Source organism: Peribacillus sp. YIM B13477, from assembly GCF_042787955.1.
Classification (GTDB): domain Bacteria; phylum Bacillota; class Bacilli; order Bacillales; family DSM-1321; genus Peribacillus; species Peribacillus frigoritolerans.
This window is the reverse complement of record NZ_JBHZPD010000003.1, coordinates 71,441-96,418: the sequence shown is the minus strand read 5'-3', so window position 1 is coordinate 96,418 and position 24,978 is coordinate 71,441. Positions and strand designations below refer to the sequence as shown.

At 43.5% G+C, this 24,978-nt stretch carries 24 protein-coding genes; 22 read left to right on the top strand and 2 right to left on the bottom strand.

Annotated elements, in window-relative coordinates; translation table 11 throughout:
- Window positions 1-360 precede the first annotated feature (360 nt).
- Both ACFX4H_RS12155 and ACFX4H_RS12150 read left to right on the top strand, forming a co-directional pair.
- The gene (locus ACFX4H_RS12155; protein WP_052137328.1) at window positions 361-822 is read left to right on the top strand and encodes a DUF2690 domain-containing protein; all 462 of its coding nucleotides are present in this window, start codon (window positions 361-363) and stop codon (window positions 820-822) included.
- Between the two features lie 84 nt (window positions 823-906).
- Window positions 907-1,350, top strand: a complete 444-nt coding sequence (locus ACFX4H_RS12150; protein WP_170946930.1) for a DUF2690 domain-containing protein — start codon at window positions 907-909, stop codon at window positions 1,348-1,350.
- Between the two features lie 25 nt (window positions 1,351-1,375).
- Here the strand turns inward: ACFX4H_RS12150 and ACFX4H_RS12145 are convergent, their stop codons facing one another.
- Together ACFX4H_RS12145 and ACFX4H_RS12140 are read right to left on the bottom strand one after the other, a co-directional pair.
- Window positions 1,376-1,918, bottom strand: a complete 543-nt coding sequence (locus ACFX4H_RS12145) for a methylated-DNA--[protein]-cysteine S-methyltransferase (RefSeq protein WP_034309532.1) — start codon at window positions 1,916-1,918, stop codon at window positions 1,376-1,378.
- Window positions 1,908-2,504, bottom strand: coding sequence for a bifunctional transcriptional activator/DNA repair enzyme AdaA (locus ACFX4H_RS12140; RefSeq protein ID WP_241635051.1), 597 nt, complete (start codon window positions 2,502-2,504; stop codon window positions 1,908-1,910). Before ACFX4H_RS12140 ends, ACFX4H_RS12145 begins: the two co-directional genes overlap by 11 nt.
- A gap of 174 nt (window positions 2,505-2,678) precedes the next feature.
- On the opposite strand from ACFX4H_RS12140, the gene ACFX4H_RS12135 reads away from it, so the two are divergent.
- From ACFX4H_RS12135 to ACFX4H_RS12040, 20 genes are all read left to right on the top strand, one after another.
- Entirely contained in the window at window positions 2,679-3,605 is a 927-nt protein-coding gene (locus tag ACFX4H_RS12135; RefSeq protein ID WP_377435391.1) for a DNA-3-methyladenine glycosylase family protein, read from the top strand.
- Between the two features lie 223 nt (window positions 3,606-3,828).
- Window positions 3,829-4,248, top strand: a complete 420-nt coding sequence (locus ACFX4H_RS12130; protein ID WP_377435389.1) for a collagen-like protein — start codon at window positions 3,829-3,831, stop codon at window positions 4,246-4,248.
- Window positions 4,249-4,529: 281 nt separating this feature from the next.
- Window positions 4,530-6,107: an ATP-binding protein gene (locus ACFX4H_RS12125; RefSeq protein WP_034309519.1), complete on the top strand. Its 1,578-nt coding sequence runs from the start codon at window positions 4,530-4,532 to the stop codon at window positions 6,105-6,107.
- Between the two features lie 11 nt (window positions 6,108-6,118).
- On the top strand, window positions 6,119-6,808 hold the full coding sequence (locus tag ACFX4H_RS12120; protein WP_034309516.1) for a response regulator: 690 nt from the start codon (window positions 6,119-6,121) through the stop codon (window positions 6,806-6,808).
- A gap of 349 nt (window positions 6,809-7,157) precedes the next feature.
- Entirely contained in the window at window positions 7,158-8,039 is an 882-nt protein-coding gene (locus ACFX4H_RS12115; protein ID WP_377435388.1) for a helix-turn-helix transcriptional regulator, read from the top strand.
- 215 nt (window positions 8,040-8,254) lie between these two features.
- On the top strand, window positions 8,255-9,547 hold the full coding sequence (locus ACFX4H_RS12110) for a CitMHS family transporter (protein WP_063594521.1): 1,293 nt from the start codon (window positions 8,255-8,257) through the stop codon (window positions 9,545-9,547).
- A 202-nt stretch (window positions 9,548-9,749) separates the two neighbouring features.
- Window positions 9,750-11,693: a PTS mannitol transporter subunit IICBA gene (locus tag ACFX4H_RS12105; RefSeq protein WP_377435387.1), complete on the top strand. Its 1,944-nt coding sequence runs from the start codon at window positions 9,750-9,752 to the stop codon at window positions 11,691-11,693.
- Between the two features lie 86 nt (window positions 11,694-11,779).
- On the top strand, window positions 11,780-13,870 hold the full coding sequence (locus ACFX4H_RS12100) for a BglG family transcription antiterminator (RefSeq protein WP_328138975.1): 2,091 nt from the start codon (window positions 11,780-11,782) through the stop codon (window positions 13,868-13,870).
- Between the two features lie 5 nt (window positions 13,871-13,875).
- Window positions 13,876-15,018: a mannitol-1-phosphate 5-dehydrogenase gene (locus ACFX4H_RS12095; protein WP_328138974.1), complete on the top strand. Its 1,143-nt coding sequence runs from the start codon at window positions 13,876-13,878 to the stop codon at window positions 15,016-15,018.
- Window positions 15,019-15,388: 370 nt separating this feature from the next.
- Window positions 15,389-15,574: a hypothetical protein gene (locus ACFX4H_RS12090; RefSeq protein WP_377435386.1), complete on the top strand. Its 186-nt coding sequence runs from the start codon at window positions 15,389-15,391 to the stop codon at window positions 15,572-15,574.
- Window positions 15,575-15,634: 60 nt separating this feature from the next.
- Window positions 15,635-17,164, top strand: a complete 1,530-nt coding sequence (gene nikA / locus ACFX4H_RS12085; RefSeq protein ID WP_377435384.1) for a nickel ABC transporter substrate-binding protein — start codon at window positions 15,635-15,637, stop codon at window positions 17,162-17,164.
- Complete coding sequence (gene nikB, locus ACFX4H_RS12080) at window positions 17,165-18,118, top strand: nickel ABC transporter permease (RefSeq protein ID WP_283866269.1); 954 nt, start codon at window positions 17,165-17,167, stop codon at window positions 18,116-18,118.
- Window positions 18,109-18,948, top strand: coding sequence for a nickel transporter permease (nikC, locus tag ACFX4H_RS12075; protein ID WP_377435381.1), 840 nt, complete (start codon window positions 18,109-18,111; stop codon window positions 18,946-18,948). Before nikB ends, nikC begins: the two co-directional genes overlap by 10 nt.
- Window positions 18,945-19,742 carry an ABC transporter ATP-binding protein gene (locus ACFX4H_RS12070; protein ID WP_377435379.1) on the top strand — a complete coding sequence of 266 codons (798 nt, stop codon included), beginning with the start codon at window positions 18,945-18,947 and terminating at the stop codon, window positions 19,740-19,742. Before nikC ends, ACFX4H_RS12070 begins: the two co-directional genes overlap by 4 nt.
- Complete coding sequence (locus ACFX4H_RS12065; protein WP_063590347.1) at window positions 19,739-20,503, top strand: ABC transporter ATP-binding protein; 765 nt, start codon at window positions 19,739-19,741, stop codon at window positions 20,501-20,503. Before ACFX4H_RS12070 ends, ACFX4H_RS12065 begins: the two co-directional genes overlap by 4 nt.
- A 68-nt stretch (window positions 20,504-20,571) precedes the next feature.
- Window positions 20,572-21,909 carry an MATE family efflux transporter gene (locus ACFX4H_RS12060; protein WP_377435377.1) on the top strand — a complete coding sequence of 446 codons (1,338 nt, stop codon included), beginning with the start codon at window positions 20,572-20,574 and terminating at the stop codon, window positions 21,907-21,909.
- Entirely contained in the window at window positions 21,887-22,705 is an 819-nt protein-coding gene (locus tag ACFX4H_RS12055; protein WP_377435375.1) for a nicotianamine synthase family protein, read from the top strand. The genes ACFX4H_RS12060 and ACFX4H_RS12055 overlap by 23 nt, the downstream gene beginning before the upstream one ends.
- Before the next feature lie 140 nt (window positions 22,706-22,845).
- Window positions 22,846-23,250: a DoxX family protein gene (locus ACFX4H_RS12050; protein WP_034309486.1), complete on the top strand. Its 405-nt coding sequence runs from the start codon at window positions 22,846-22,848 to the stop codon at window positions 23,248-23,250.
- Window positions 23,251-23,254: 4 nt separating this feature from the next.
- Window positions 23,255-24,100 carry a VOC family protein gene (locus ACFX4H_RS12045; protein ID WP_377435372.1) on the top strand — a complete coding sequence of 282 codons (846 nt, stop codon included), beginning with the start codon at window positions 23,255-23,257 and terminating at the stop codon, window positions 24,098-24,100.
- 38 nt (window positions 24,101-24,138) lie between these two features.
- Window positions 24,139-24,825 carry an FMN-dependent NADH-azoreductase gene (locus ACFX4H_RS12040; protein WP_377435370.1) on the top strand — a complete coding sequence of 229 codons (687 nt, stop codon included), beginning with the start codon at window positions 24,139-24,141 and terminating at the stop codon, window positions 24,823-24,825.
- Window positions 24,826-24,978 lie beyond the last annotated feature (153 nt).

Genomic DNA, 24,978 nt, shown 5'->3' with positions numbered 1-24,978 from the left:
TGGCAAAACGATTCGAGTTTTGTCGGGGCTTTTCTTTTTTCTTGAAAAAAACATTAAGTATATCGACCTGTATCTTTCTCGATCAACGGCAGCCTATTGGCTCGTTTTGTTCCAGCTTGATACGCATAAGTTCTTAGTTGTTACCTTATTTGTCCTGAATGGCTCATAGGGATAATGACTTTGTCTCTGTGATGATTCAGCTGATAAAGCGAGACACACCAGACTGTAATGATGATGCCAGGCTGCAACGTAAGGGCGGGGATGTAGTTTTTCAGAACTAGGGAATTTATCACTTGTAAGAATATTACAAAATTGTAAGATGAACAGTGTATAAATTTTGTTAAGGGGATGAGTGAAATAATGAAAAAAATGGTTTTATGCATTTCATTTTTTGTAGCTTCTTTAGTCCTTTTTGGCTCCCTTGATTCTTTTGCGAACAAAGCTTCAGCCGAAACACACACCTATGATGGAAAAAGTCCTTACTATAATAGTTGTGCGAATAGCGCTGTCACGAAGAAGTCGGTGAAAATTTATGCCAATGGCGGTTCTGCCAATTTGGAATTGAAATTCAGCACTGTCTGTAAAACCGCCTGGGCGAAGATCACTCTAAGCAGACCGGCTAAAGCAGATGGGGAGGCAACGGCATTGGTTGTCCGCAATACTGATAATAAACAATTCAGCTGTGCATCTCCTGGAGGAAATGGTGAAATAAATAAAGGTCAAACGTCATGCTATACACCGATGGTATATGATTTAGATCCGCGAAAAGCAAAAGCGGTAGCCTTTTGGCCATATACAGCAGGTGAAACCGACTGGTATTAATGAAAAAAGAAAAACCTTCATCTATATTTTTGCAAAGAAAGGATGAATGAATTGAATAAAAAGCTTAAAATGATAGGTTTATCCATGGTGATGACACTGTCGATGTTTATTGTCGACTTTGGATTTGGAAAAAATCAAGCACTGGCCGAAACACACACCTATGATGGGAAAAGTCCATACTATAATAGTTGTGCAAATTCGGCGGTAACGAAGGATAAAAAATGGATCGATTCCAATTCGTACGTAGAATTGAAATACAGCACTGTGTGTAAAACCGCCTGGGCAAAAGTGACCGTAACACGCCCCGCCGTATACAATCATGAAGCGGATGCGAGAATCGTCCGAAGTACTGATGGTAAGGCCTATACATGCTCAAGTTCCGGGGGCAATGGTGTCGTGAATATCGGGCAGACCTCATGCTATACACCAATGGTATATGATTATGACCCGCGCAAAGCACAGGCCCAAGGGATCCATGCGATTCCGAATAGTGATGCCTATAATAAAGCGGTGACTATTTGGTACTAAAAAACAAAAACGCAAAAAAGCATCCTTATAGCCGGATGCTTTTTTTGCGGTCAGATTGTGCTTCCAATTGAAGTAGATATCGTTTCATCTCCGTACCTCCACGGTAGCCGGTAATGGCCCCGTTTTTTCCGATAACCCGGTGACATGGCACCGTGATCAGAATTGGGTTGGCGCCAATGGCCGTACCAACCGCCCGAACAGCTGCAGGTCTTTGGATGATTTGGGCAATATCGGAATAGGAACAGGTTTGTCCATAGGGTATTTCATTCAGCGCTGCCCAAATTTCTTGTTGAAAGGGGGTGCCTTTTATATCTGCGGGAAGGGAGAAAGTCTGCCTGGTTCCTTCGAAATATTCTTGTAGTTCTTTTAGATACGGATTTAATGCTTTTTCATTTTCAACAAGGTTCGCATTTGGAAAGCGTTTTTGCATCAAGGACTTCAGTTCTTCATACGTTTGACCGGGAGAGCCTACATAGCAAAGCCCTTTTTCCGTCCTGGCCACATATAATTGCCACTTATCATAATGCAATATGGCCCATTCAATGGTTTGTTTTTTATCATTCTTCATTTTCTTCACGCTCCAAAGCTTGAGTTTTGAGATAAGCATTCCTATATCCTGAAGGGGTATTCCCCATTTTCCTTTTGAATAACGTCATGAAATAGGGTGTACTGGAGAACCCGGCAGCGAAGCCTATTTCAGTTATCGGCATTTCGGAGGTTTCCAGCAGCCTCGCCGCTTTTTCAAGGCGAAGCCGCTGAATGTATTCAGTGGGCGATATTCCCTTCACGCGCTTGAATGTTCGTTGTAAATGATACGGGCTGCCATGGGAAATATCCGCCAATTTGTTCAAAGTGAGGGGTTCGCTGTAATGGGTGTCGATCCATTCGGCTATTTGTTCAACCCATTCTTCTGTCGGCACATTCAGTCCTTCCGGTTTACATCGTTTACAAGGCCGGAACTCCTCTTCCAAAGCCATCATGGCATTTTGGAAGATCTTCACGTTTTCCTTTTTAGGCACCCTTGATTTACAGGAGGGCCTGCAAAAGATGCCTGTCGTAATTACCCCGTATAAAAAATGATCATCATATGCTGCATCACAATCTATAATAGCTTTCCAATATTCATTCGGGAAATCTGCTTTTTTCGGATTCACTACATTCACCTCTCCATTTAGTATACAAGAAAGGGTTGATATACAAACATTTTGATAATATAAAAGCAAGATAACGTAATTGTTCAATAAATTTTGTTAAAATTAGGGAGTTGAATGAAAGAGCAAGATAACGTATCGGTTTGTCATTAGAATAAAGCTAAAGGAGGGAGCAGGATGAAAGAGACATTATCAAATGATGAAGGCATAAATGAATTGAGTATTCGTGCACCAAAAGAGTTTAGTTTTTCGGAAAATCTTAAATATTTATCAAGATCCTCCAATGAATGTCTGTTCGATATTGTTGATCAAAAGATTTATCGAGCACTTGTTGTCGAAAACGAGACACTTTTAGTAGAAATCAGTGCTTTGAATGAAACGGAGCTGAACGTTCGTTTCCCAGGACGAACTGCACGGGTGGATAATCAGGTAAAGGATGCTGTTTCCCAATACGTTCGTCACTGGTTCGATCTTGAGACAAATCTGCTTCCTTTTTATGAGCTGGCCCAAAAGGACCCTTTATTGCAAAAGCCGGTAAGCCAATTCTTCGGCTTGAGAAATATGGGCATCCCTGATTTATTTGAAGCGATTGCTTGGGGAATACTTGGTCAGCAGATTAACTTGACTTATGCCTATACCTTGAAACGGAGGCTTGTGGAGGGATATGGTGAATATGTTGAATTCGAAGGAAAGCAATATTGGCTGTTTCCGACACCTGATGCAATCGCGAAATTGACCGTCGAAGATTTTGCCGATTTGAGGATGACGGTAAAGAAGTGTGAATATTTAATAGGTGTTGCTCAACTGATTGCAGAAGGGGAACTTACTAAAGAAAAGCTCTTGAATGCAAAGGATGTAAAAGAGGCTGAAAAAATGCTGACCAACATACGGGGGATCGGACCGTGGACAGCGAACTATGTCTTGATGCGCTGTTTGCGTTTTCCAGCAGCCTTTCCCATCGATGACGTCGGGCTGCATAATTCCATGAAACTTCTCATGCAAACAGAAGCAAAACCAACGAAAGCGGAAATCCTGAAACTATCGGAAGCATGGGCCGATTGGGAATCCTATGCAACCTTCTATTTATGGAGATTGCTATATTGAATCCCGGAGAGAAAACTGCAAGTAACGTAGATATATCTCTCGGAGATAAAACTGCAAGTAACGTCGATATATCCCTATATTCGGAGATAAACAGTAGAATTCGTCGATATATCCCCATATCCGGAGATATATCTATTTTCTTTTATAAATGCCTTTCCAGCCGAGACACGTTGGGTCCATATTTCATAACTTATTACATTCAATCTTATAGAGGTGAATGACCATGTATATATACCCAACGTATCAGTATGAAGATCAAGTTCTTCTTGAACGGCAGTTTCCCGGTCTATCCGGCTTTCCGGGCATTCCAGGATCACCGGGCTTTCCAGGCCAACCCGGTTTTCCCGGTGTGCCTCAATTTCCGGGTCAGCCAGGACCACCGCCGGGTTCGCAAGCACCTACAGCTCCTCCGCCAGCGTTTATTCCCCAACAGCAATCGGCGTCAGCATTTGCGATAGATCCAGGTGCGATTTCCTTTTGTCTGTTCAGGAATACTTTTATATGGCTAAACAATGGTGCGCGTTTCTGGTATTACCCAATCTTCGTCGGTCCGCGTTCTGTTGCGGGCTTCAGGTGGAATGGCAGGTTCTGGACGATTTTTGGCATCGATACAAGACAAATCAATTCATTTACCTGTTTTTGAAAAAATGCTCAAAGGAGATGTTTCCTTTGAGCATTTTATGTTTCTGATTGTTTTGCTTTCAAGACAGAACCAGCATTGTCCAAATATAAACATCATTAAGATTACAGGTGGAAAACAACTGCTCCTTGAACTTCGCACCATCATCGGCGTGTTCATTTTTCTTAAATAGGACACTGAGAAATAGTCGGTCAACAATGTTCAATATTTAATAGAAATGGTAAAATCATTATGCTCCTATAAAAATTAGTGAACGAAAATGAAAATAGAGGATGCTGTTGAATATGAGGAAAGTATCGCTGGAAACCAAGATTCTCGGGTTAGTCCTATCGTTGAGCCTGTTTTTGATCCTGTTATTGACGACTACTTTTTCCTATATGGAAGGAAGGCAAATAGCGAAGGATAAAGGTCAATTGGCGTTGGAGCTTTCAAAGACGATTAGCTTCATGCCTACCGTTACAGAGGCCTTTAAGACGGATGATCCCGCTGGCATCATCCAGCCGATTGCCGAAAAGATCCGCAGGGAAACAGGTGCTGAGTTCATCGTTGTGGGGAATGCAGAGGGAATTCGCTATTCCCATCCGCTGGCTTCCGAAATTGGGAAGCGGATGGAAGGCGGGGATAATAGCAGGGCCATTCGGGAAGGCGAATATTATGTCTCCGAAGCGGCAGGATCACTCGGCCTTTCCATTCGGGGAAAGTCACCGGTATTCAATGAGGATGGAAAAATAATTGGAATCGTCTCCGTCGGTTTTTTGGTGGACGATGTCCGCGCCCAAATATTCAAGGATTTGTCCAAGGAGATGATTGTATCTTTAGTGGCCATCATGATCTCGATCATTGGCAGTTATATGCTGGCAAGGAGCATACGTAAAGATACACTGGGGCTGGAACCATTCGAAATCGCCAATTTATATAAAGAAAAAAATGCAGTGCTTCAATCGGTGAAAGAAGGGATTCTGGCCATTGACCAAAATGGGCTGATTACCTCGATGAATCAGCCGGCAAAAAAATTGCTGGATATTAAAGAGTCCGTTCGCCATTTGAACGTCGATGGCCTTTTTCCTTCGAAATATTTATTCGAGGTGCTGAAGTCCGGTGAACCGCAAGTGGATAAGGAGATTTCATGGGAAGACAAATCCGTTATCGTCAATTGTACGCCAATTTTCGATAGTGAAGGGGTAAGCGGTGTTGTTGCTTCGTTCCGTGATCGAACGGAAATTGAGGAAATGGTCAACACATTATCGGAAGTGAAGATGCATTCAGAGGATTTAAGGGCACAAACCCATGAATTCACCAATAAACTATACGTCCTTTCAGGTTTGATACAATTAGGGGAATACGATGAAGCTATCGATATGATTCAAAGCGAAACTTCAGAGTTGCATTCATTGAACCGTGTCGTGTTCGAACAGATAAAGGATACAAAGGTACAAGCCCTGTTACTTGGCAAGATCGGGAAAGCATCTGAGAAGAAGATCATCTTTGAAATAGACGCACAAAGCTACCTGGAGAAACTGCCGGATCATATAAAATTGTCACAACTAACATTGATTCTAGGCAACATTATCGATAATGCACTTGAAGCGGTTTCAAGCATGGAGGAGCCGCTCGTGAAATTTTTCGCCACAGATATCGGAAATGATATGGTATTTGAAGTGAGTGATAACGGAAAAGGAATACCTGAGGATGCCATCGCCCATATTTTCGATCGGGGTTTCACTTCGAAAAACAGCGGAAGTCCGAGTGGTTATGGACTTTCGAATGCAGATCATGTCGTCAAAGAGCTGGGCGGCATCATCGAAGTTCAAAGCGAGGGTGGAAACACCATATTCACCGTTTATCTTCCTAAAGAACAGTAAGGAGGGAAAGAATGCAGAAGATAAGAGCAGTCATCGCAGAGGATGATTTTCGTGTAGCGGATATCCATGAAAAATTCTTGAAAAACTTTGATGAAATAGAAGTAGTCGGAAAAGCTGTCAATGCCAAAAAAACGCTTCGGATCTTGGAACAAAAAAGCCCGGATCTGCTTTTGCTTGATGTATATATGCCGGATCAACTTGGTACAGACCTCCTTCCGGACATACGGAAAAAGTTCCCGAATGTGGATATCATCATGATTACCGCGGCAACGGATAAAGAACAACTTGAAAAGGCGCTTCACTATGGTGTAGAGAATTATTTAATTAAACCAGTGGAAATGAAGCGCTTCAACCAAGTCATCGAAGAGTATCTGAAGAAAGTCCATCTGATGAAATCCAAACAAGAGATAGATCAGGATTTTGTGGATCTCATTTTGAAAAAGGGTTCTTCCGTTTTGGAATCGAACGATGGGCAGACCCTGCCGAAAGGGGTCGACGAAATCACTTTGGCAAAGGTGATCGAGGTACTCGAAGCAAGCGATATCGGTTTGTCGGCTGAGCAAGTGAGCGGACAGATCGGTGCTTCCAGGACAACTGCGAGACGCTATCTGGAATACTTGATTTCCGTTAAGAAATGTAAAGCGGAAGTCGTATATGGGGTAGTGGGGAGACCTGAGCGAAGATATTATAAAATTCAATAGAATTAAGTGAGAGACACCTTCAAGATTGAAGGTGTTTTTTTTAGGCTGTTTTCACATACTTTGTTGCTATTTACCAGGTAGTGAGTTGTGGTTGATTTCCCCTCCAGATGCTCGCTTTCCTTGGTGCGGGCGGTGAGCCTCCTCGGCATAAACGCCTGTGGGGTCTCACCTGTCCCGCTGCTCCCGCAGGAGTTCCAATCAACCTTAAATAGTTTCGTTTTTTAAAACAACAATCTTTACGAAAAGAGCCTTTTTTTATGATGCATCGTTTGAAAGATTATGAAAAAAGCAATATATGTCAAAAAAACGATATGTTAATCTGTTATCCTTTTCTTAAGGAGGTTCGGAAATGAGATATAGCCCCATCATCCAAAAAACGATTGAATATATAGAGAATAGCTTACAAGACGAATTATCCTTGGAGAACATCGCACGGTTCGCAGGTTTTTCGAAGTTTCATTATCATCGTATTTTTCACAAGGAGGTTGGCGTGACCGTATCTGAATATATTCGATATCGAAGGATCGCCAATGCAGCTAACATGCTGCTTTATACCGATGAAAAAATAATCGACATTGCTTTATATTACCGCTTTGAAACACAGGAATCCTTTACTCGTTCATTCAAGAAATATTATGACCTGCCGCCAGGGCAATATCGGAAACTCGTAAGTAAACTAACCTTGCAAAAGGAGGAAATGACGATGAAAAACGAACAATTATTAAAAGGCTGGAATTTAAGCGGGAGTCATCCATTCAATTATCAAATGGGAATTGACCGGGAGACATTCCATAAAGGCCAGGCATCAGGATTCCTGAAATCCGTCACTGCCGAATCCAAGGAGGAATTTGCTACGATGATGCAGCAATTCAAGGCGGAAAATTACCTTGGTAAAAGAATGAAACTGTCGGGTTTTTTAAAATCAAAAGGTGTTGATGGATTTTGTGGTTTATGGATGAGGGTGGATAATGCGCTCCAGGATGTTTTGCAATTCGACAATATGGGGGATCGGCCCATCGTCAGCGATACGGAATGGAACCATTATTATATTGTCCTGGATGTACCCGAAAACAGTGCCATCATTTCATTCGGGGTCCTTCTTTCAGGGCGCGGCCAAGTATGGATCGATGAATTGGAATTCGAGGAAGTCAGTATCGATACACCAACGACCAATATAGACTACGGGTGTGATCTATTGGACGGACCGGAAAATTTATCATTTGAAGAATAAATGCGCGGAACATTTGCTTGAATATTCGCTTATTTCCTTAAAGAACGCGCCATTCAACCCGGGGAGTGGCGTTCGGTTCATCCTCGAAAAATCGCTTCCGTGAACACAATGAACATAATTAACAAAATAGTTTTAAAACACAATAAATTGAGAACGCTTACAAATGAAGCGGTTTCATATACACTTTATCTTATTAGAAGATAGGAGTGATAGATATGCTCGCTTTATTAGGATACTTGATGATATTAGTGTTTATGATTTTAATTATGACAGGGCGACTTTCAGCCATGATAGCTTTGATTGCAGTACCAAGTGCCTTTGCACTTATTGGCGGGTTTGGCGGTAAAATGGGTGAGATGGCGCTGGAAGGCATCAAAGACGTTGCGCCAACGGGAATCATGATTTTATTTGCGATCCTTTTCTTTGGCATTTTGATTGATGCTGGGGTTTTTGACCCGATCATCAATACGATTCTTAAGGTTGTAAAAGGAGATCCGGTGAAAATTGCCATCGGCACGGCAGTCCTGGCCTTGCTGATTTCCTTGGATGGAGATGGAACGACTACATATATGATAACGATTTCAGCCATGCTTCCGCTATATAAACGGATTGGAATGAGACCGCTAGTATTGGCCGGCATTGCCGTTTCGTCATCTGGAGTCATGAACCTTCTTCCTTGGGGAGGCCCTACAGCACGAGTGATGACCGCTTTAAAACTTGAAATGTCCGATGTGTTCACACCCGTCATTCCAGCGATGATTGGCGGAGTCCTATTCGTCCTTTTCATGGCATACTGCCTGGGTAAAAAAGAAAGAAAGAGAATCGGGATCATTGAGGTCGATTATCATGCTGTGGCACAGCACGCGGCTGCAACGGAAGATGCTTATCTAAAACGGCCTAAATTGATCATATTCAATTACGCATTGACTCTTACACTGCTGGTTGCGCTGATCATGGAACTTATGCCTTCAGCGGTTCTGTTCATGGTAGGTTTCGCGATTGCCATTACGGTTAATTATCCGAAACTCAGTGATCAGAAAGAACGTGTAGCAAACTATGCGGACAATGCTTTATCCGTCATTTCGATGATTTTTGCAGCAGGTGTTTTCACTGGAATCCTTGCCGGCACGGAGATGGTCGATGCCATGGCAAACTCTTTGATTCAGCATATTCCAGATCAAATGGGCGCACATTTTGCTGTCATCACAGCCATCATCTCAGCACCTTTTACGTTCTTCATGTCTAATGACGCATTTTATTATGGTGTGCTCCCATTACTTGCTAAAGCGGGAGCTGCTTATGGAATTGACCCTGCCCTGATCGGCAGAGCTTCACTATTGGGGCTTCCTGTCCATCTATTAAGCCCGCTTGTTCCATCTACTTATCTATTGGTTGGAATGGTAGGGGAAGATTTCGGTGCCTTGCAGCGCACTTTCCTGAAATGGGCATGCGGATCGACGCTTGTCATGATAGTGGTTTGTGTCCTATTGGGAATCATCCCGCTATAAAGCTTTAAAGAGTCCCGTTCGTCACGATGCGAACGGGACTTTTATCTGTCTGCATCAAGCGCTGAATAAATCTGGAAAAGTGAGATACATTATGTTTGTCTTCTCTTTCGCGACAAAGTTAGCTTTTTCTTTTATTGAATGAGGGATGTACGTACCTTAAGATTAAAGGAAACAATATTAATAAGAAGGGAAGAGAGCAAAAATGGCTCACTTTAATATAAAAGTTGCAGTTCAAAAGTTCGGTAACTTTCTAAGTTCAATGGTCATGCCGAATATATCAGCTTTCATAGCATGGGGGCTAATCACTGCCCTATTCATCCCATCTGGTTTCCTGCCAAATGAAAGCCTTGCCAAAATGGTTACACCGATGGTTACGTTTTTATTGCCGCTTTTAATTGGGTATACGGGCGGTAAGCTAATCCATGACCACCGCGGCGGGGTAGTCGGTGCCATTGCGACAATGGGCGTCATCGTCGGATCTGACATCCCGATGTTCCTTGGAGCCATGATAATGGGACCGTTCGGCGGTTATGTCATCAAGAAATTCGATCAATTGATTGAAGGGAAAATAAAAGCCGGTTTTGAAATGCTTGTTAATAATTTCTCGGCGGGGATTATTGGGGGCTTATTGTCCATCCTATCCTTCTTGGCCATCGGGCCTGCTGTAGACGTATTTACAGGCTGGCTTGTAGCAGGAGTCGATTGGCTTGTCGGTACAGGTTTACTGCCGTTGACAAGTATCCTGATCGAGCCTGCCAAGGTATTGTTCTTGAACAATGCCATCAATCATGGTGTACTATCACCAATTGGTGTAGAGCAAGTCAAACAAACAGGGGCTTCCATCCTGTTCCTTCTGGAATCGAATCCAGGACCAGGTATCGGCGTACTCCTTGCTTATTGCTTTTTTGGAAAGGGAACGGCGAAGAAATCCGCGCCAGGAGCTGCCATCATTCATTTCTTCGGCGGGATCCATGAAATTTATTTCCCTTATATCCTAATGAAGCCGATGTTATTCTTAGCCGTCATTCTTGGAGGAATGAGTGGAGTTTTCACTTTGGTCCTACTAGGCGGAGGATTGTTCGCTCCAGCTTCTCCAGGCAGCATACTTGCCATTACAGCGGTAACTCCGCATAATGCAGGTGCATATATTGCTAACTTTGCAGGCGTCATCGTAGCCGCCCTTGTTTCATTCATCGTCGGTGCATTCATCCTGAAAACAGGAAAGCAATCTGAAGAGAATATTGAAGATGCCGCGAAAAAAATGCAAGAAATGAAAGGCAAGAAAAGCTCTGTTGCCGATGTATTCGCTTCAGATCCGGGAACGATGCCAACAAACGTCAGCAAAATAATATTTGCCTGCGATGCCGGCATGGGATCAAGTGCGATGGGGGCATCGCTGCTTCGCAAGAAGGTGAAGGAAGCCGGATTGAATATCGCTGTTACAAATACGGCAATCTCAAACATTCCTGCTGATGCACAAATCGTCATTACACAGGAAGAGTTAACTCCAAGGGCACAGAATAAAGTGCCGAATGCTTATCATGTATCCGTCGATAATTTCCTATCGAGCCCTGAATACGATTCGTTGCTTGCGAGGCTTCAGGATGACGGTACCGATGAGCTGCATGAAATCGTCGAAGATGCTGAAGAGAAGGTTCCCGGTGTTCGTGAACATTCAATCGAACCTGGCATCAACGAGGATGAGCCGGAAGGTAATGAATTGCTTCGTGAAGAAAACGTCTTCCTTAATCAACAATTCGCCAATAAGGAAGAAGCGATCCGCTTTGCGGGAAGAGCTTTGGTCAATGCAGGTTACGTTAAGGAAAGCTATATTGAAGCGATGATTGCCCGTGATGAATTGACTTCAACCTATATGGGGAATGATGTAGCCATTCCGCACGGAACCGAGGAAGCTAAGAAAGATGTCCTTAAATCCGGATTTACCGTTTTACAAATTCCTGAGGGTGTCGACTTTGACGGCCAAAAGGCACGATTGATATTCGGCATTGCCGGCAAGGACGGGACACATCTTGAAATTCTATCGGGCATTGCAGTTACATGCTCTGACATGGAGAATATTGAAAAGATGGTTAAAGCCACATCAGCCAGGGAATTGATGGATATTATAAGTGTAGAAAATAATTAAATACTCTTAACCAAGAATAGAAAAGCGTTATACGCTTTTCTATTCAGTATTTTCTCGTGTTACTCCACCAGAAATGAGTTGGTAGCATGTATATTACTTCAAGGGAAAAATCAATCATAGAATTGATCATAAAAACTTCAGGGAAACATACAGCCTTATCCATTGCGACACAATTGAATGTTAGTGTCCGGACGGTTCAACGCGATCTGAAGTCCATAGAAAAAATCCTGCAATCATTCGAGTTGCATTTAACACGCAATACACATGAGGGACTGTCCATCGACGGGAAGAATGAACAAGTCTTTCGGCTTGTACAGCACCTAATGGGCAACCATCCGATCGATCAAACGCCACAAGAAAGAAAGCTGCATCTTCTTTTAGCTTTACTGCAGGAAGAATCCTATAAAACTCAAGTTCTTGCGGGGGATCTCGGTATAAGCATTACGACTCTTACAACCTATTTGGACGAACTGACTGAATGGTTAAGGAATTTTAATATCGTGATTACCAGAAAAAGAGGAGTCGGAATAGAGCTTGCCGGCACCGAAGAAAATAAACGGAAAGCCCAGGCAGCCTATTTCTTGCACTTCTTTAATGAAGAGCTGATTGAAAGTTTATTTTTGCTGCAAGAAGGGAAATTTCCAGAAGCGAAAATCCTCGACTATTTTGATCCCGAATATCTTCTGGCTATCGACGGGGTGCTGAACTCAACTTTTAACAGTGCCCATTCCCGATTGGCGGATAGCGGGTATATAGGGTTAATTGTACATATTTATGTAACCCTGCAAAGGAATGAAAGCCAATATTTTTTGGAGAAGGACTTCAATAAAATAAGCGAACTTTCCGATGAGAATAATCTCATGAATAAAATAGGCAAGGAACTCAGCGCCATGCTGGAAGTTTCTTTTACCATCGATGATATAAGCTACCTTGCAGCCGTCCTTAAAGGTTCCAAGCTTCATGCGGCGGATGCCGTTCCCTATGACAGTGTGCTGCTTGGACAGCTGATAAGAAACCTGATAAAAGATGTTTCGGCACAACTGCAAATCGATTTGACCAAGGATTTCCCATTGTATCAGGGGCTTCTTGCCCATATGGAACCATCGCTTTTCCGGATCAAACAGGAAATGGGATTGTACAACCCCTTAACCGAAGATATTAAGCGAAAGTACCCGGTTCTCTTTTTGGCAGTGAAGACCAGTCTGGAAAAGGGATTCAAAGAAATAAAAGAATTTCCTGAAGATGAAATAGCCTTCATCGTCCTTCATTTCGGATCTGCATTAGTGCTGCGGGAGGAAGAAATATCAATTAGGGCACTCATCGTCTGCCCGACAGGTATCGGTACGTCGAAGATGCTTGCAAGCCGGATCAAAAAGGAAATCATCGAAATCGAGACGGTAGAAATCAAGACGATCAAAGACATCCAGCAGCAGGGCAGCCTGAAAAACTATGATGTGATCATTTCTACCGTCCGGCTTCCGTATATCGATAGTGATTATATCCTTGTATCCCCTCTTTTGAGTGAAGATAATATTTTGAACATCAGGAATTATTTAAGGAAGAATATCGAAAACTTCACGAAGAATAAGCGTTATGGCATTAAGTCAGCCGCTAAGGATACCGTGACCAAAAAAGAGGATGGCGAACTGAAAGAAGTGCTGCAGGAATTGAAAGATGCCCAGCAGAGCATTGAGTCGATCATGGATAATTTCCGGTTTTATCGGCTGCCGCATCGGAAAGGACATCCAGAAATCATCGAAGAAATGGTGAGGAAGGCTGAAACGGAAGAACTGCTGAAGGGTGCTGATGATGTGGTCAGATCCTTGAAGGAACGGGAAAAAAAGGGCGGTTTAGGCATTCCGGGCACGGGGATGGGCCTTTTCCATACGAGACAAAAGAATGTAAAAGAACTGATATTCCAGGTGGCTCACCTGGAGGAATATCGTCTGGTCAAAGGTATGGACGGCAATGACGTCCATATGAAAAATTTACTGCTGATGCTGGCACCTGAAGAATTGAGTGTGAAGCAGCAGGAAATCGTCAGCTTAATAAGTTCAAGCTTAATTGAAAGCAATGAATCCATCATGATTTTTTCATCTTCGGACGAAGAAATGATTAGAAGAAGGCTGGAAGCCATATTTTTGGATTATTTATATACTAACTTGATAAAGGGATGATTGTAATGAAACAAGCAGTACATTTCGGTGCAGGAAACATTGGAAGAGGATTTATCGGAGCACTTTTTTCACAATCTGGATATCATGTGACATTTGTAGATATAGCTGATCAAATCATCGATCAGTTAAATGATAAAAAGCAATATCAAGTCAAACTGGCCACTGATCAACAAGAATCAGTCACTGTGAAAAATGTTTCGGGTTTAAACAGTTTAAAGCAGGAAGAGGAAGTCATTAAAGCAATTTCCGAAGCAACCTACCTCACCACTGCTATCGGTCCCAATATTTTGCCTCATATCGCTCCTTTAATTGCAAAAGGATTGGCATCAAGAGTGAAGGAAACCGATGAAAAACTATATGTGATCGCTTGCGAAAACCAAATATCGGCAACAGACCTTTTAGAAGGCTACATTCTGGAAAACCTGGATCAAGCCACAAAGGAAAAACTAGCCGATAAAGTCTACTTCTTTAACTCAGCAGTCGATCGCATCGTTCCTATCCAAAATAACGAAGGATCACTCGATGTTTTGGTGGAACCTTATTATGAATGGGTCGTTGAAACGAAGGAAAGCATACCTGCCGTTGAAGGGATGACCATTGTAAAAGAACTCGCCCCATTCATTGAGAGAAAACTGTTTACCGTTAATACAGGACATGCCGTCATTGCTTACCTCGGTTATCTCAAAAATAAAAAATCAACGATTGACCAGTCATTGCAAGACGCAGGCATTGTGGAGCAAGTCAAGAAAACCCTAGGGGAAACGGGTGCCTATTTAATAAAGCAATACGGCTTGGATGCAGGTGAGCATCAGCAGTATATCGAAAAAATCATTAATCGTTTTAAAAACTCCTACCTGAATGACTCGGTGAATAGAGTCGGACGTTCACCGCTGCGTAAACTCGGGCCAAACGACCGTCTCGTGCGCCCTGCCGTAGAAGCAAAGAAAGCCGGACTTTCCTATACTAATCTGGCGAAAGCGATAGCGGCGGCTTTACTCTTTGATTTTAACGAAGATGAAGAAGCCCTTAAACTGCAAACGATGATTAAAGAACACGGTGTAGCTTCAGCACTTAAGGAAGTTAGCGGATTGGACGAGAATAGCGAAATCACCGAAGAAGTCATCAACCACTACAACAACTTGAAATAAAAGCCGAAGAACTCCTGAAATCCTTTTTCAGGAGTTTTTTACTTAATCAAAAAGCCAATCATCGAAGGAACAGGCATCCGATAATAAAACTCAAAAAAACCTTGTAAACAGTAATCATTACGTTTTATAATGGAAGACAATCAAGACAAGAGAGAGTGTTATAAGGTATAAATCGTAATCATTTTGATTTATTAGACGAAAAGCACTGAAAGAATGGATTGAAAAAGGAGGGTTCGTGCAATAAATTGAGAATTTGGTGCATTTTTTTAATAATTTAGTCCAATTGCAAGAGATTTAGAGCTGTTATTCACGAATTTAGAGCTGTTACTCACGAATTTAGAGCAAATTCGTGAATTTGGAGGATTTACTCTTGAGTTTGGAGCAAATACTCGTGAATTTGGAGGATTTACTCTTGAGTTTGGAGCAAATACTCATGAGTTTAGCACATTTACTCATGAATGGATGTTTACTCTCGAGGAGGATTAATAGTTTGATTTCGGATAAGCATTCGGCGATGTGTTACGACGTTTGTCATGATGGTAAAGCTGCAATATAAATCGTAATCAATACGATTTTATGTCGGCCAAAATAGTTGAGGTAATGGAGGAAATATATCGTGTTCAGAAAATGTAAATTGATTTTTATTGTATGTTTATCAGTCTTTCTTTTGGCTGCTTGTTCCACCGAGTCTGCGAAGGATCAAGCGGGAGGGAAGAAGGAAGTGAACTTGCTTTTTAATTTTGCGACTAGCTCGCTTGATCCGAATGTTGATACTAGTTATGTGTCGCTTAGGGCTGGCATCACTGAGACATTGGTGCATCTCAATGATAAGGATTTGACCATCGAACCTTGGCTGGCGAAGAGCTGGGATAGCGAGGATGGTCAATTGTGGAATTTTGAGTTAAGGAAGGGTGTGACGTTTCAGAATGGAAAGCCGATGGATGGCAAAGCGGTGAAGGCTTCCTTGGAGAGGGCGATGAAAGATAGTCCGGCGATCAAGAATGCTTTGCGCATTGAGTCGATTGAAGCGGACGGGAATGCGCTGACCATTAAGACGGAGGTTCCTTTTCCGGAGTTTCCTTCTGAATTGGTTCATCCAAATACATCGATTATTGATGTGAAGGCAAGTGACTATATAAACAAGCCGATAGGAACCGGGCCATTTGCCGTTTCGAAATTCATACCAGGTACGGCTGTTGATTTAATGCGGTATGAGTCTTACTGGGATGGAGCAGCAAAGCTTGAGAGAGCCAGGTTTTCGTTTAATGAAGATGCCAATGCACGTTCTCTTGCCCTTGAATCGGGAGACGCTGATATTGTTTTCCGTCCGGAAGTGGAAAGCCTGGAAAATTTAGAGGCGAAAGATGGTGTGAAGGTTGAATCGACATCGACTTTCCGCGTACATCAAATGACGATGAATTTGGAACGTAAAGCATTGCAGGACATACACGTCCGGAAGGCGGTTGATGCCTTGATCGATCGTCCATCCATTGCGGAAACGATTTTACATGGTCATGCAGAAGTGGCGACGGGGCCATTCCCATCCACTTTCTCTTTTGCCCCGGATTATCCGAAAAAAGCGAATGGAACGGAAGCCGCTAAGGCGTTTCTTGATCAGGCGGGATATAAGAAAGTGGATGGTGTCATGCAAAAAGACGGTAAACCGTTAAATTTTACACTGCTTACATACAGTTCACGTGCCGACCTGCCGTTAATTGCCCAAGTTTTTCAATCGGATGCCGGTCAGTTGGGGATTGAAGTGAATATCAAGCAAATAGAAATCCCTGAAGAGTATATGGCTTCCAATCGCGATTGGGATTTAACGACCTACAGCAATTTAACGGCTCCGAGAGGGGATGCCGGTTATTATTTAAATGCTACTTATCATCCAAAGGGTGCCTTGAACTTCAGTGGGGCTGATGATGATCGCCTGACGTCCCTGATTGATGAGCTGAACGTGACGGTCGGGCAGGAGGAGCGCTCGGATTTAGCTGAGGAGATTGCGATGTATGTGGATGAACAGGTGTATAATTCATTCATTTTACATCCGAATACACTTGTTGCTTATGATGCCGATAAAGTTAAAAACTGGATCACTTCGAGAAGCGAATACTACATGCTGACGAATGAATTGGATGTGAAGTGAATGTTTCGCATCTTAGTCCGCCGATTCATTGAGGTCGCGATTTTTGTTCTTGTGATTACATTCATTTCTTTCCTTTTTGTTCGGCTTGCTCCTGGCGACCCGGTTCTCTCGATACTTCAAGTGGATGATGTATCGGTCACAAACGAGCAAGTCAATGAGCTTCGTGAAGAATTAGGGTTCAATGATCCGCTGTTCGTGCAGTATGGCAATTGGTTTGCGGACTTTATCCGATTGGATTTCGGGCAATCCTACCTGACGAATCAGCCTGTGATGGAAATGATCATGAGCGGGCTGCCTGCAACACTTGAGCTGGCAGTTGGTGCATTGCTTGTCATGCTTGGTATAGCCATTCCGTTAGGTTCGCTTGCTGCCTTGTACAGGGGGAGCTGGATCGATCAATTCAGCCGGGCCGTTTCTTTATTGGGGGCAGCCATTCCCAGCTTTTGGCTGGGGCTGCTTTTGATAGATTTATTTGCGGTACGATGGGGAGCCCTTCCAACGATGGGCAGGGACGGGTTTCATTCTTTGATTCTGCCGTCGGTCACGCTGGGGCTGGCCATCACAAGTGTGTACGTCCGTTTGCTGCGTTCGAGTTTGATAGATTCCCTCAGTCATGATTTCATCAGGGCTGCCCGATCTAGGGGGATTTCAGAGATGCGGATATTCTTTGCCCATGCATTTCGTTATAGCTTGCCCCCGGTCATTACCGTATTCGGCGTCAGCCTTGGCAGCCTGATCGGCGGTGTAGTCGTGATCGAAGTTATTTTTGCCTATCCGGGCATAGGTAAGATGGTCGTGGACTCGATTCGGTCGCGGGATTATCCAGTCATCCAAGGATACCTGCTGGTGATGGCCATCATTGTATTCATGGTTAATAGTGCCGTGGATTTATCTTATCGCTATTTAAATCCGGAGCTAAGACTGAAGGAAAGGAAGCATGGAAAATGGAGTTAGTTATCAAAGAAAAATCCAAAAGGCTCGGGAGAATGACCGTCCTATTTACGGTGATGGCGACAGTCCTTGCCGTTTTGGCTTACACCTTTCTTATTCTGAAACATGATCCGGCACTGGTCAATCTGGAAGAAAGGCTATGGCCGGCGAGCATGGAACATCCGTTAGGGACGGATCATCTAGGGCGTGATGTATTGACGCGCCTTCTGCTTGGTGCACAGCTGACGGTTGGCTACGGCCTCTTATCTTTGTTTGCCGCAGTTATCATCGGCGTCCCGTTCGGGATGATTGCCGGTTTTAAAGGAGGTCTGATCGATCGGATCTTCATGCGCATTGCCGACGCGTTTCTCGCCTTCCCAGATACGATCGTTGCCATTGTTCTTAGTGGTTTATTAGGACCGGGAATCGAAAATCTCCTGTTGGCGATCGTTCTGGTGAAATGGGTGAATTATGCCCGGCTTGTGCGAAGTACGGTGATCACCGAACGTCAGAAGGAATATGTCACAGTTGCTAAAATCAATGGATTAAGTTCATTTGGGATCATGCGGAAGCATCTATTTCCGCACCTTATCGGGAATGTCCTTGTCCTTTCTAGCCTCGATTTAGGAAAAATCATTTTGCTCATATCTTCCTTATCATATATCGGGCTCGGTGCGCAGCCGCCGGCACCGGAGTGGGGAGCCATGCTGAATGATGCCCGTCCATACTTTCAATCCAATATGTTGCTGATGATTTACCCAGGGCTCGCCATCGTATTTGTCGTCCTTCTAACCAACATGCTCGGTGATTATTTGCGTGATGCATTCGATGTGAAAAAGGAGGTGGGATCATGAGCATTTTATCCGTGAGGCAGCTGCATATCATGGGCAAGCAAAATCATATCGTCAAGGATCTTTCATTAGATGTGCAGGAGGGTGAGTGGTTCGCACTTGTCGGACAAAGCGGGAGCGGCAAAAGCATGACGGCCATGGCAATATGTCAGCTGCTTGCACCCAATCTTCAAGCGAAGGGGGAAATATGGTACGGGGAAAAGAATTTATTAACCCTATCTTCCTCAGAAATCAGGAAGGTTCGCGGAAAGCGCCTGGCCTATATTTTTCAAGATTACCAGGGTTCATTCACACCGTTCCTTACCATCGGTCAGCATTTCGACGAATATCAGCGAACACATTTGAACCTTTCCAAAAAGGCAAGGAGGCAGCAAGCGGTCAATGCGCTCATATCGGTGGGCCTGAATGAAGATATCTACGGCAGATACCCTTTTCAATTAAGCGGCGGGCAGCTTCAACGCGTATCGATTTCAATGGCCCTGCTGCTTGAACCTGATATCTTGGTAGCGGATGAACCGACCACAGCCTTGGACAGTGTATCTTCCTTTAAGGTTTTACAGCTATTATCAAAGCTCCAAAAAGAAACCGGATGTGCAATCTTGTTCATTACCCATGATTTACGTCATGTCAGGAAGTATGCGGACCGCATTGCGGTCATGAAAGACGGGGCCATCATAGAGACCGGTGATAAAAATCAGGTATTGAATCATCCGCAGCATGCTTATACGAATGAACTGATTCAATCATCGCCATCATTGAGGAGAATTCCATTTAAGCTTGAAGGAGTGTCAGGATGAGTTTATTAGACGTGCGAAATGTCCATAAAAGCTATGATAACGGAGTGGAAATACTAAGGAACGTGAATTTCAGCATGGAAAGGAAGGAATGCCTCGGGTTAGTGGGGGAGAGCGGCTGCGGAAAAAGCACACTGGCAAGACTCATCCTTCAGATTGAATCTTTTGACAAGGGCAGCATCCTATTTGAAGGGACCGAGCTGCAAAACAAAAGTGAACGCAGTTTGAAACCGTATCGGAAGAACATCCAGGCCGTTTTGCAAAATCCTGCATCGGCTTTGAATCCAAAACTAAGGATAAAGGATTCACTAATGGATCCATATCTTCAATTTGGCAGCCTGGTCAATTTGAAATATTTTACGTATACAAGTGAAGCGAACTTTATCGGACAGCTCCTGGAAACGGTGGAGCTTCCAAGGAGTTTTGCTGAACGTTACCCGCATGAGCTAAGCGGCGGACAAAAGCAGCGGGTGACCATTGCACGTGCAATCAGCATCGAACCGGCCCTCATTATATTGGATGAACCGGCTTCAAGCCTGGACGTGCTGTCCCAAGCGGCGGTGCTGAAATTGTTAGGCGGGCTGCGGGAGACTTTGGACACCTCCTACCTTTTTATTTCTCATGATCTATCGGCTGTACAGGAGATGAGCCAACGGATCATGGTGATGAAAGGGGGGGTTATTGTGGATTCATTCGAAAAAGAACAGCTTTTTTGCAGCGATCGCCATTCATACACAAAAGAACTGATTTCGATGTTTGAATAATGAAGTTCGGGTTTTAAATCGTAATGATTTCGATTAAGTTGCAGTTTGATACTTAAGGAGGAAGTAAGGTGAACCATCGATCATATTTGGCCTTGGCCATTCCTCTGACCATATCGACGATAACGACGCCATTGATAGGCGCGGTGGACACCGCTGTTGTGGGTCAGTTGCCAAACCCAGCTTATTTAGGCGGCGTAGCTATGGGTACGGTTATTTTCAATACCTTATATTGGCTGTTTGGTTTTTTACGTGTGAGCACTTCGGGATTTGCTGCACAAGCACTTGGGGCAAACGACGGAAAGCAAGGCTTTTTAGCCTTTTTAAGGCCGTTTATACTGGCGATTGTTGCAGGGATAGGTTTCATCCTGCTTCAGGGGCCAATTGAACAGGTTTCCTTAACACTGATGAATCCCGATGCTGATGTTCGAAGATATGCGGCTGAATACTTCAGCATTCGAATATGGGGAATCCCATTCACTTTAATGAATTACGTCATATTGGGATGGCTGATGGGGATGTCCAAGATCAAGGTTTCGCTAGTTTTACAGGTGTTCATGAACCTGATGAACATTGCCTTGGATTTCCTATTTGTTCATGGATTCCAGTGGGGTGTGCCAGGGGTAGCGATAGCGACCCTCATTTCGGAAGTGACGGCCTTTTTCATTGGACTGATCATTATTGTGAAAGCTTCGCCGCATCGAATGGAAATGCCCCCGTTGAAAGAGATGTTCGATCCTTCATCCATTAAGAAAATGATGTCGGTGAATCGGGATTTATTCATCAGGACGCTTTGCCTGTTGGCAGTTTTTAATATCTTCACGGCAAAGGGGGCCTCATATGGGACGGAGATATTGGCGGCGAATGCCGTACTCATCCAAATTCACTATATGATGGCTTACTTCTTTGACGGTCTCGCAAATGCTTCAAGCATCCTTGTTGGGAAAGCGATTGGTGCGAGAGATAAGCACTTATATAAGAAGACCCTGATCCTGTCGTTGCAATGGGGTGTTCTGTCCTCCCTGGTGCTCGCTGTCAGTTACTATTTATGCGCTGATGCCATCCTAGCGCTTTTCACAAGGATACCAAGTGTCATTGAGCTGGCAAACATTTATGGAATCTGGCTTATTTTGTTTCCTTTAACGGCCAGCGTAGGCATCGTTTTCTACGGTGTTTTTACTGGGGCAACAGAAGCTGCCCCGATTCGTAACTCGATGATTTATTCCTTGATTGCCTTTGTGATAACACTTTATATTTTTGTCCCGGCCTATCAAAACCATGCATTATGGCTGGCCTTTATTGTATTCAGCCTAGGACGTTCGGTATTTTTGGCATTGTATATACCAAGGTTAAGCGAAAAAATATTTCCAAATAGGAGTGTGCGCCTTGAAAACGATCAAATGGTCTAGAAACCAGGAAAAAATCATTCATACATATATGGATACTTATAAAATTTTACTTGAAGAAGATGATTTATCACCAAATAACGAAATCATCAATCGCGTTTTAACCGAACTGGTTTCGATGATATCGAAACCTTTGGACCAGCATGTGGCAGAAGAAATTCTTATCCATGATGAAATCCGATCGATTCGGGATACCATGCTTGGAAAGCTGACGGTTGCTGAAACATTGATGGAGGATCATTATGCCAAATTATTTGTTGGCAGTGTGAACACCCTGGATGACTTCCGTTCTTTCATTTATTGGGATAACTACAAAGAACTGATTCAAACGGAAATCAATGAATTGAATAAGGTGAAAAATGATATTCGATCATTTGCATTTGTAGGGACGGGGCCTCTGCCTTTAAGTCCTTTGCTGCTTCAACGGGAGTTGGGTGCGAAAATGACATGTCTCGATATAGATGAACAAGCCCATTCACTTGGCCGGCGCATCGTCCAAGAACTGGATAAAGAAGGGGATTCAGACTATATCTTGAATGATGGCGCCCTTCATGACTACACGGGGTTCGATCTTGTATGGATTGCCAGCCTGGTTCCTAATAAAGAAGAAATAATGGAACGGATATATCAGACAAACCCTGATGCAACCGTCGCAATACGGTCGGTGGACGGCATTCATCAATTATTATATGAGCCCGTTGATGCAACAAAATTCAGTAAGGTGGCATGTGAGGAAGTCGGGAGAACCATTGCGGATTCTTTCATCATCAATTCAACCATTTATTACACATTTAAATAGTGGCACCATGGAACGAGTTGCTTCGGCAATTCGTTTTTATTTAGGGGAAAAAAGAAATTCCAATAAACTTACTTGACATTATAAGCTTATAAAAATATAATTACTTACATAAAGTAACCGACAAAAAGGAGAATTCATACATGAATAAAAATGATGCAGCCCACGTTTTTTTAAGGGTGATATTAGGTCTTACTTTTTTCATTCACGGCGTTTCAAAGTTCCAAGGGGGCATAGGAAATACGGCGGGATTTTTTGATAGCCTTGGCATTCCTGGCTTCATGGCTTACATCGTTGCAGGAATCGAATTGATCGGAGGACTTGCGGTTATACTGGGTTTGGGAACACGAATCGTTTCCGTCCTATTTGCGGTCATTATGGCGGGGGCGATTTTCACGGCTAAATTACCTGCCGGTTTTCTAGGAAACGGGCAAGCGGCGGGTTACGAATTGGACTTGGCACTGCTTGCGATGTCTGTCTATCTAGCGTGTGCCAACCGCACGGTTCTTTCTATGGATAACGTGATTTTCAATAAAAAAGGGAAGTGACAATATGGAAAAATTTCACCAAAAACCAATTACATTTGTTGGCGAAGTGAGTATAAATGTTTTGGATTTGAATAAGGCCATTCTGTTTTATCAAGAAATCATCGGTCTTCAAGTATTGAAGAAAACCGACCGGCAAGCTGTTTTGACGACAGACGGAAAAACCCCGTTGCTGACACTTGAGCAGCCTGCGGATGTGATTCCGAAAGAAGGGCGGACGACGGGCTTATATCACTTTGCCCTGTTGCTTCCGAGCCGTGCCGACTTATCGATTTTTTTACGCCATTTACTTCAAACGAAATATCCATTTGGAGCGGCGGATCATGAAGTGAGTGAAGCGCTGTACATTACCGATCCGGATGGAAATGGCATCGAAGTATACTCTGACCGGCCATCAGCTGATTGGAGATGGGCAGGCGGGGAGGTCGAAATGGGCACAGATCCGTTGGATGGGAATGACCTGCTGAAAGAAAGCGATGGGGAGTGGAGCAAACTGCCTGCAGGTACCTTGATGGGGCATATACATCTGCATGTAGCGGATTTACGTAAAACGGAGGAGTTTTACATGCAAGGTCTTGGGTTTACCGTCGTGAATCGATATGGAGGAGCGCTCTTTACTTCAACCGGCGGATATCATCATCACATCGGATTGAACACATGGAATGGCGTTGGTGCCCCTGCCCCGAAGGAAAATAGTGTGGGGCTAAACTGGTATACACTCGTTTATGCAGATGAAGAAGCGAGAAACAAAGTAACGGAGCAACTGGAAGGGATCGGGGCTGTCGTCACGGAAAAAGAAGGGTTTTTCACTGTAACAGATCCATCAGGCAATGAGATTCATTTAGTCGTCTAAACGATAAGAATAATATAGAAAGCAATGGTGAGAGGATAATGGGATTCTTAAGCAGATTATTTGGAAATAAAGAAGCCGCGGCAGAAGAGAACGGGAAAATGACAAAAGTATTATTCGTGAAAGTGAACGATCGTCCAGCTGATCAGGCAATCAGCTCGAAAATGTATGACACATTCATACAAACATATAAAGAGACACACCGTGCGGATGAAGTGACCGAGCTGGATTTATTTAAAGAAGAGCTTCCTTACTATGGAAATACGGCGATTACCGGACTATATAAACGCAACCAAGGTCTTGAACTGACAGCTGAAGAGGAAAATGCCGCAAAACTGGTTGACCAATATTTAAATCAATTCATGGCCATGGATAAAGTGGTATTCGCTTTCCCTCTATGGAACTCAACGGTTCCTGCACCGTTAATCACCTATCTTTCTTATTTGGCACAAGCAGGAATAATGTTCAATTATACGGCGGAAGGTCCTGTCGGGTATGCTGGAGATAAAAAAGTCATGCTATTGAATGCCCGCGGTTCTGATTATGCATTAGAAGGAATGGCTTCCGCTGAAATGGCCGTGAGTTTAGTGGAAAATATCATTAGCCTATGGGGTATCAACAATCCGGAGACCGTGGTCATTGAAGGCCATAATCAGTATCCGGATCGGTCACAAAAAATCATCGCGGATGGTTTGGAAAACGTTGCAAAAGCGGCTGAAGCATTCTGATTGCAAAGCGAAAAGAATAGCAGGCAAAGAAAGGCCTCCATATCAATGGGGGCCTTTCTTTGCCTGCAGTTTTTTATTTGAAAAACAATTCAGCTGATTTCAGAAATCCGCTCCCTTTCCGCCGACTGTCTGCCAAGCCGCATCAAAGCAAGC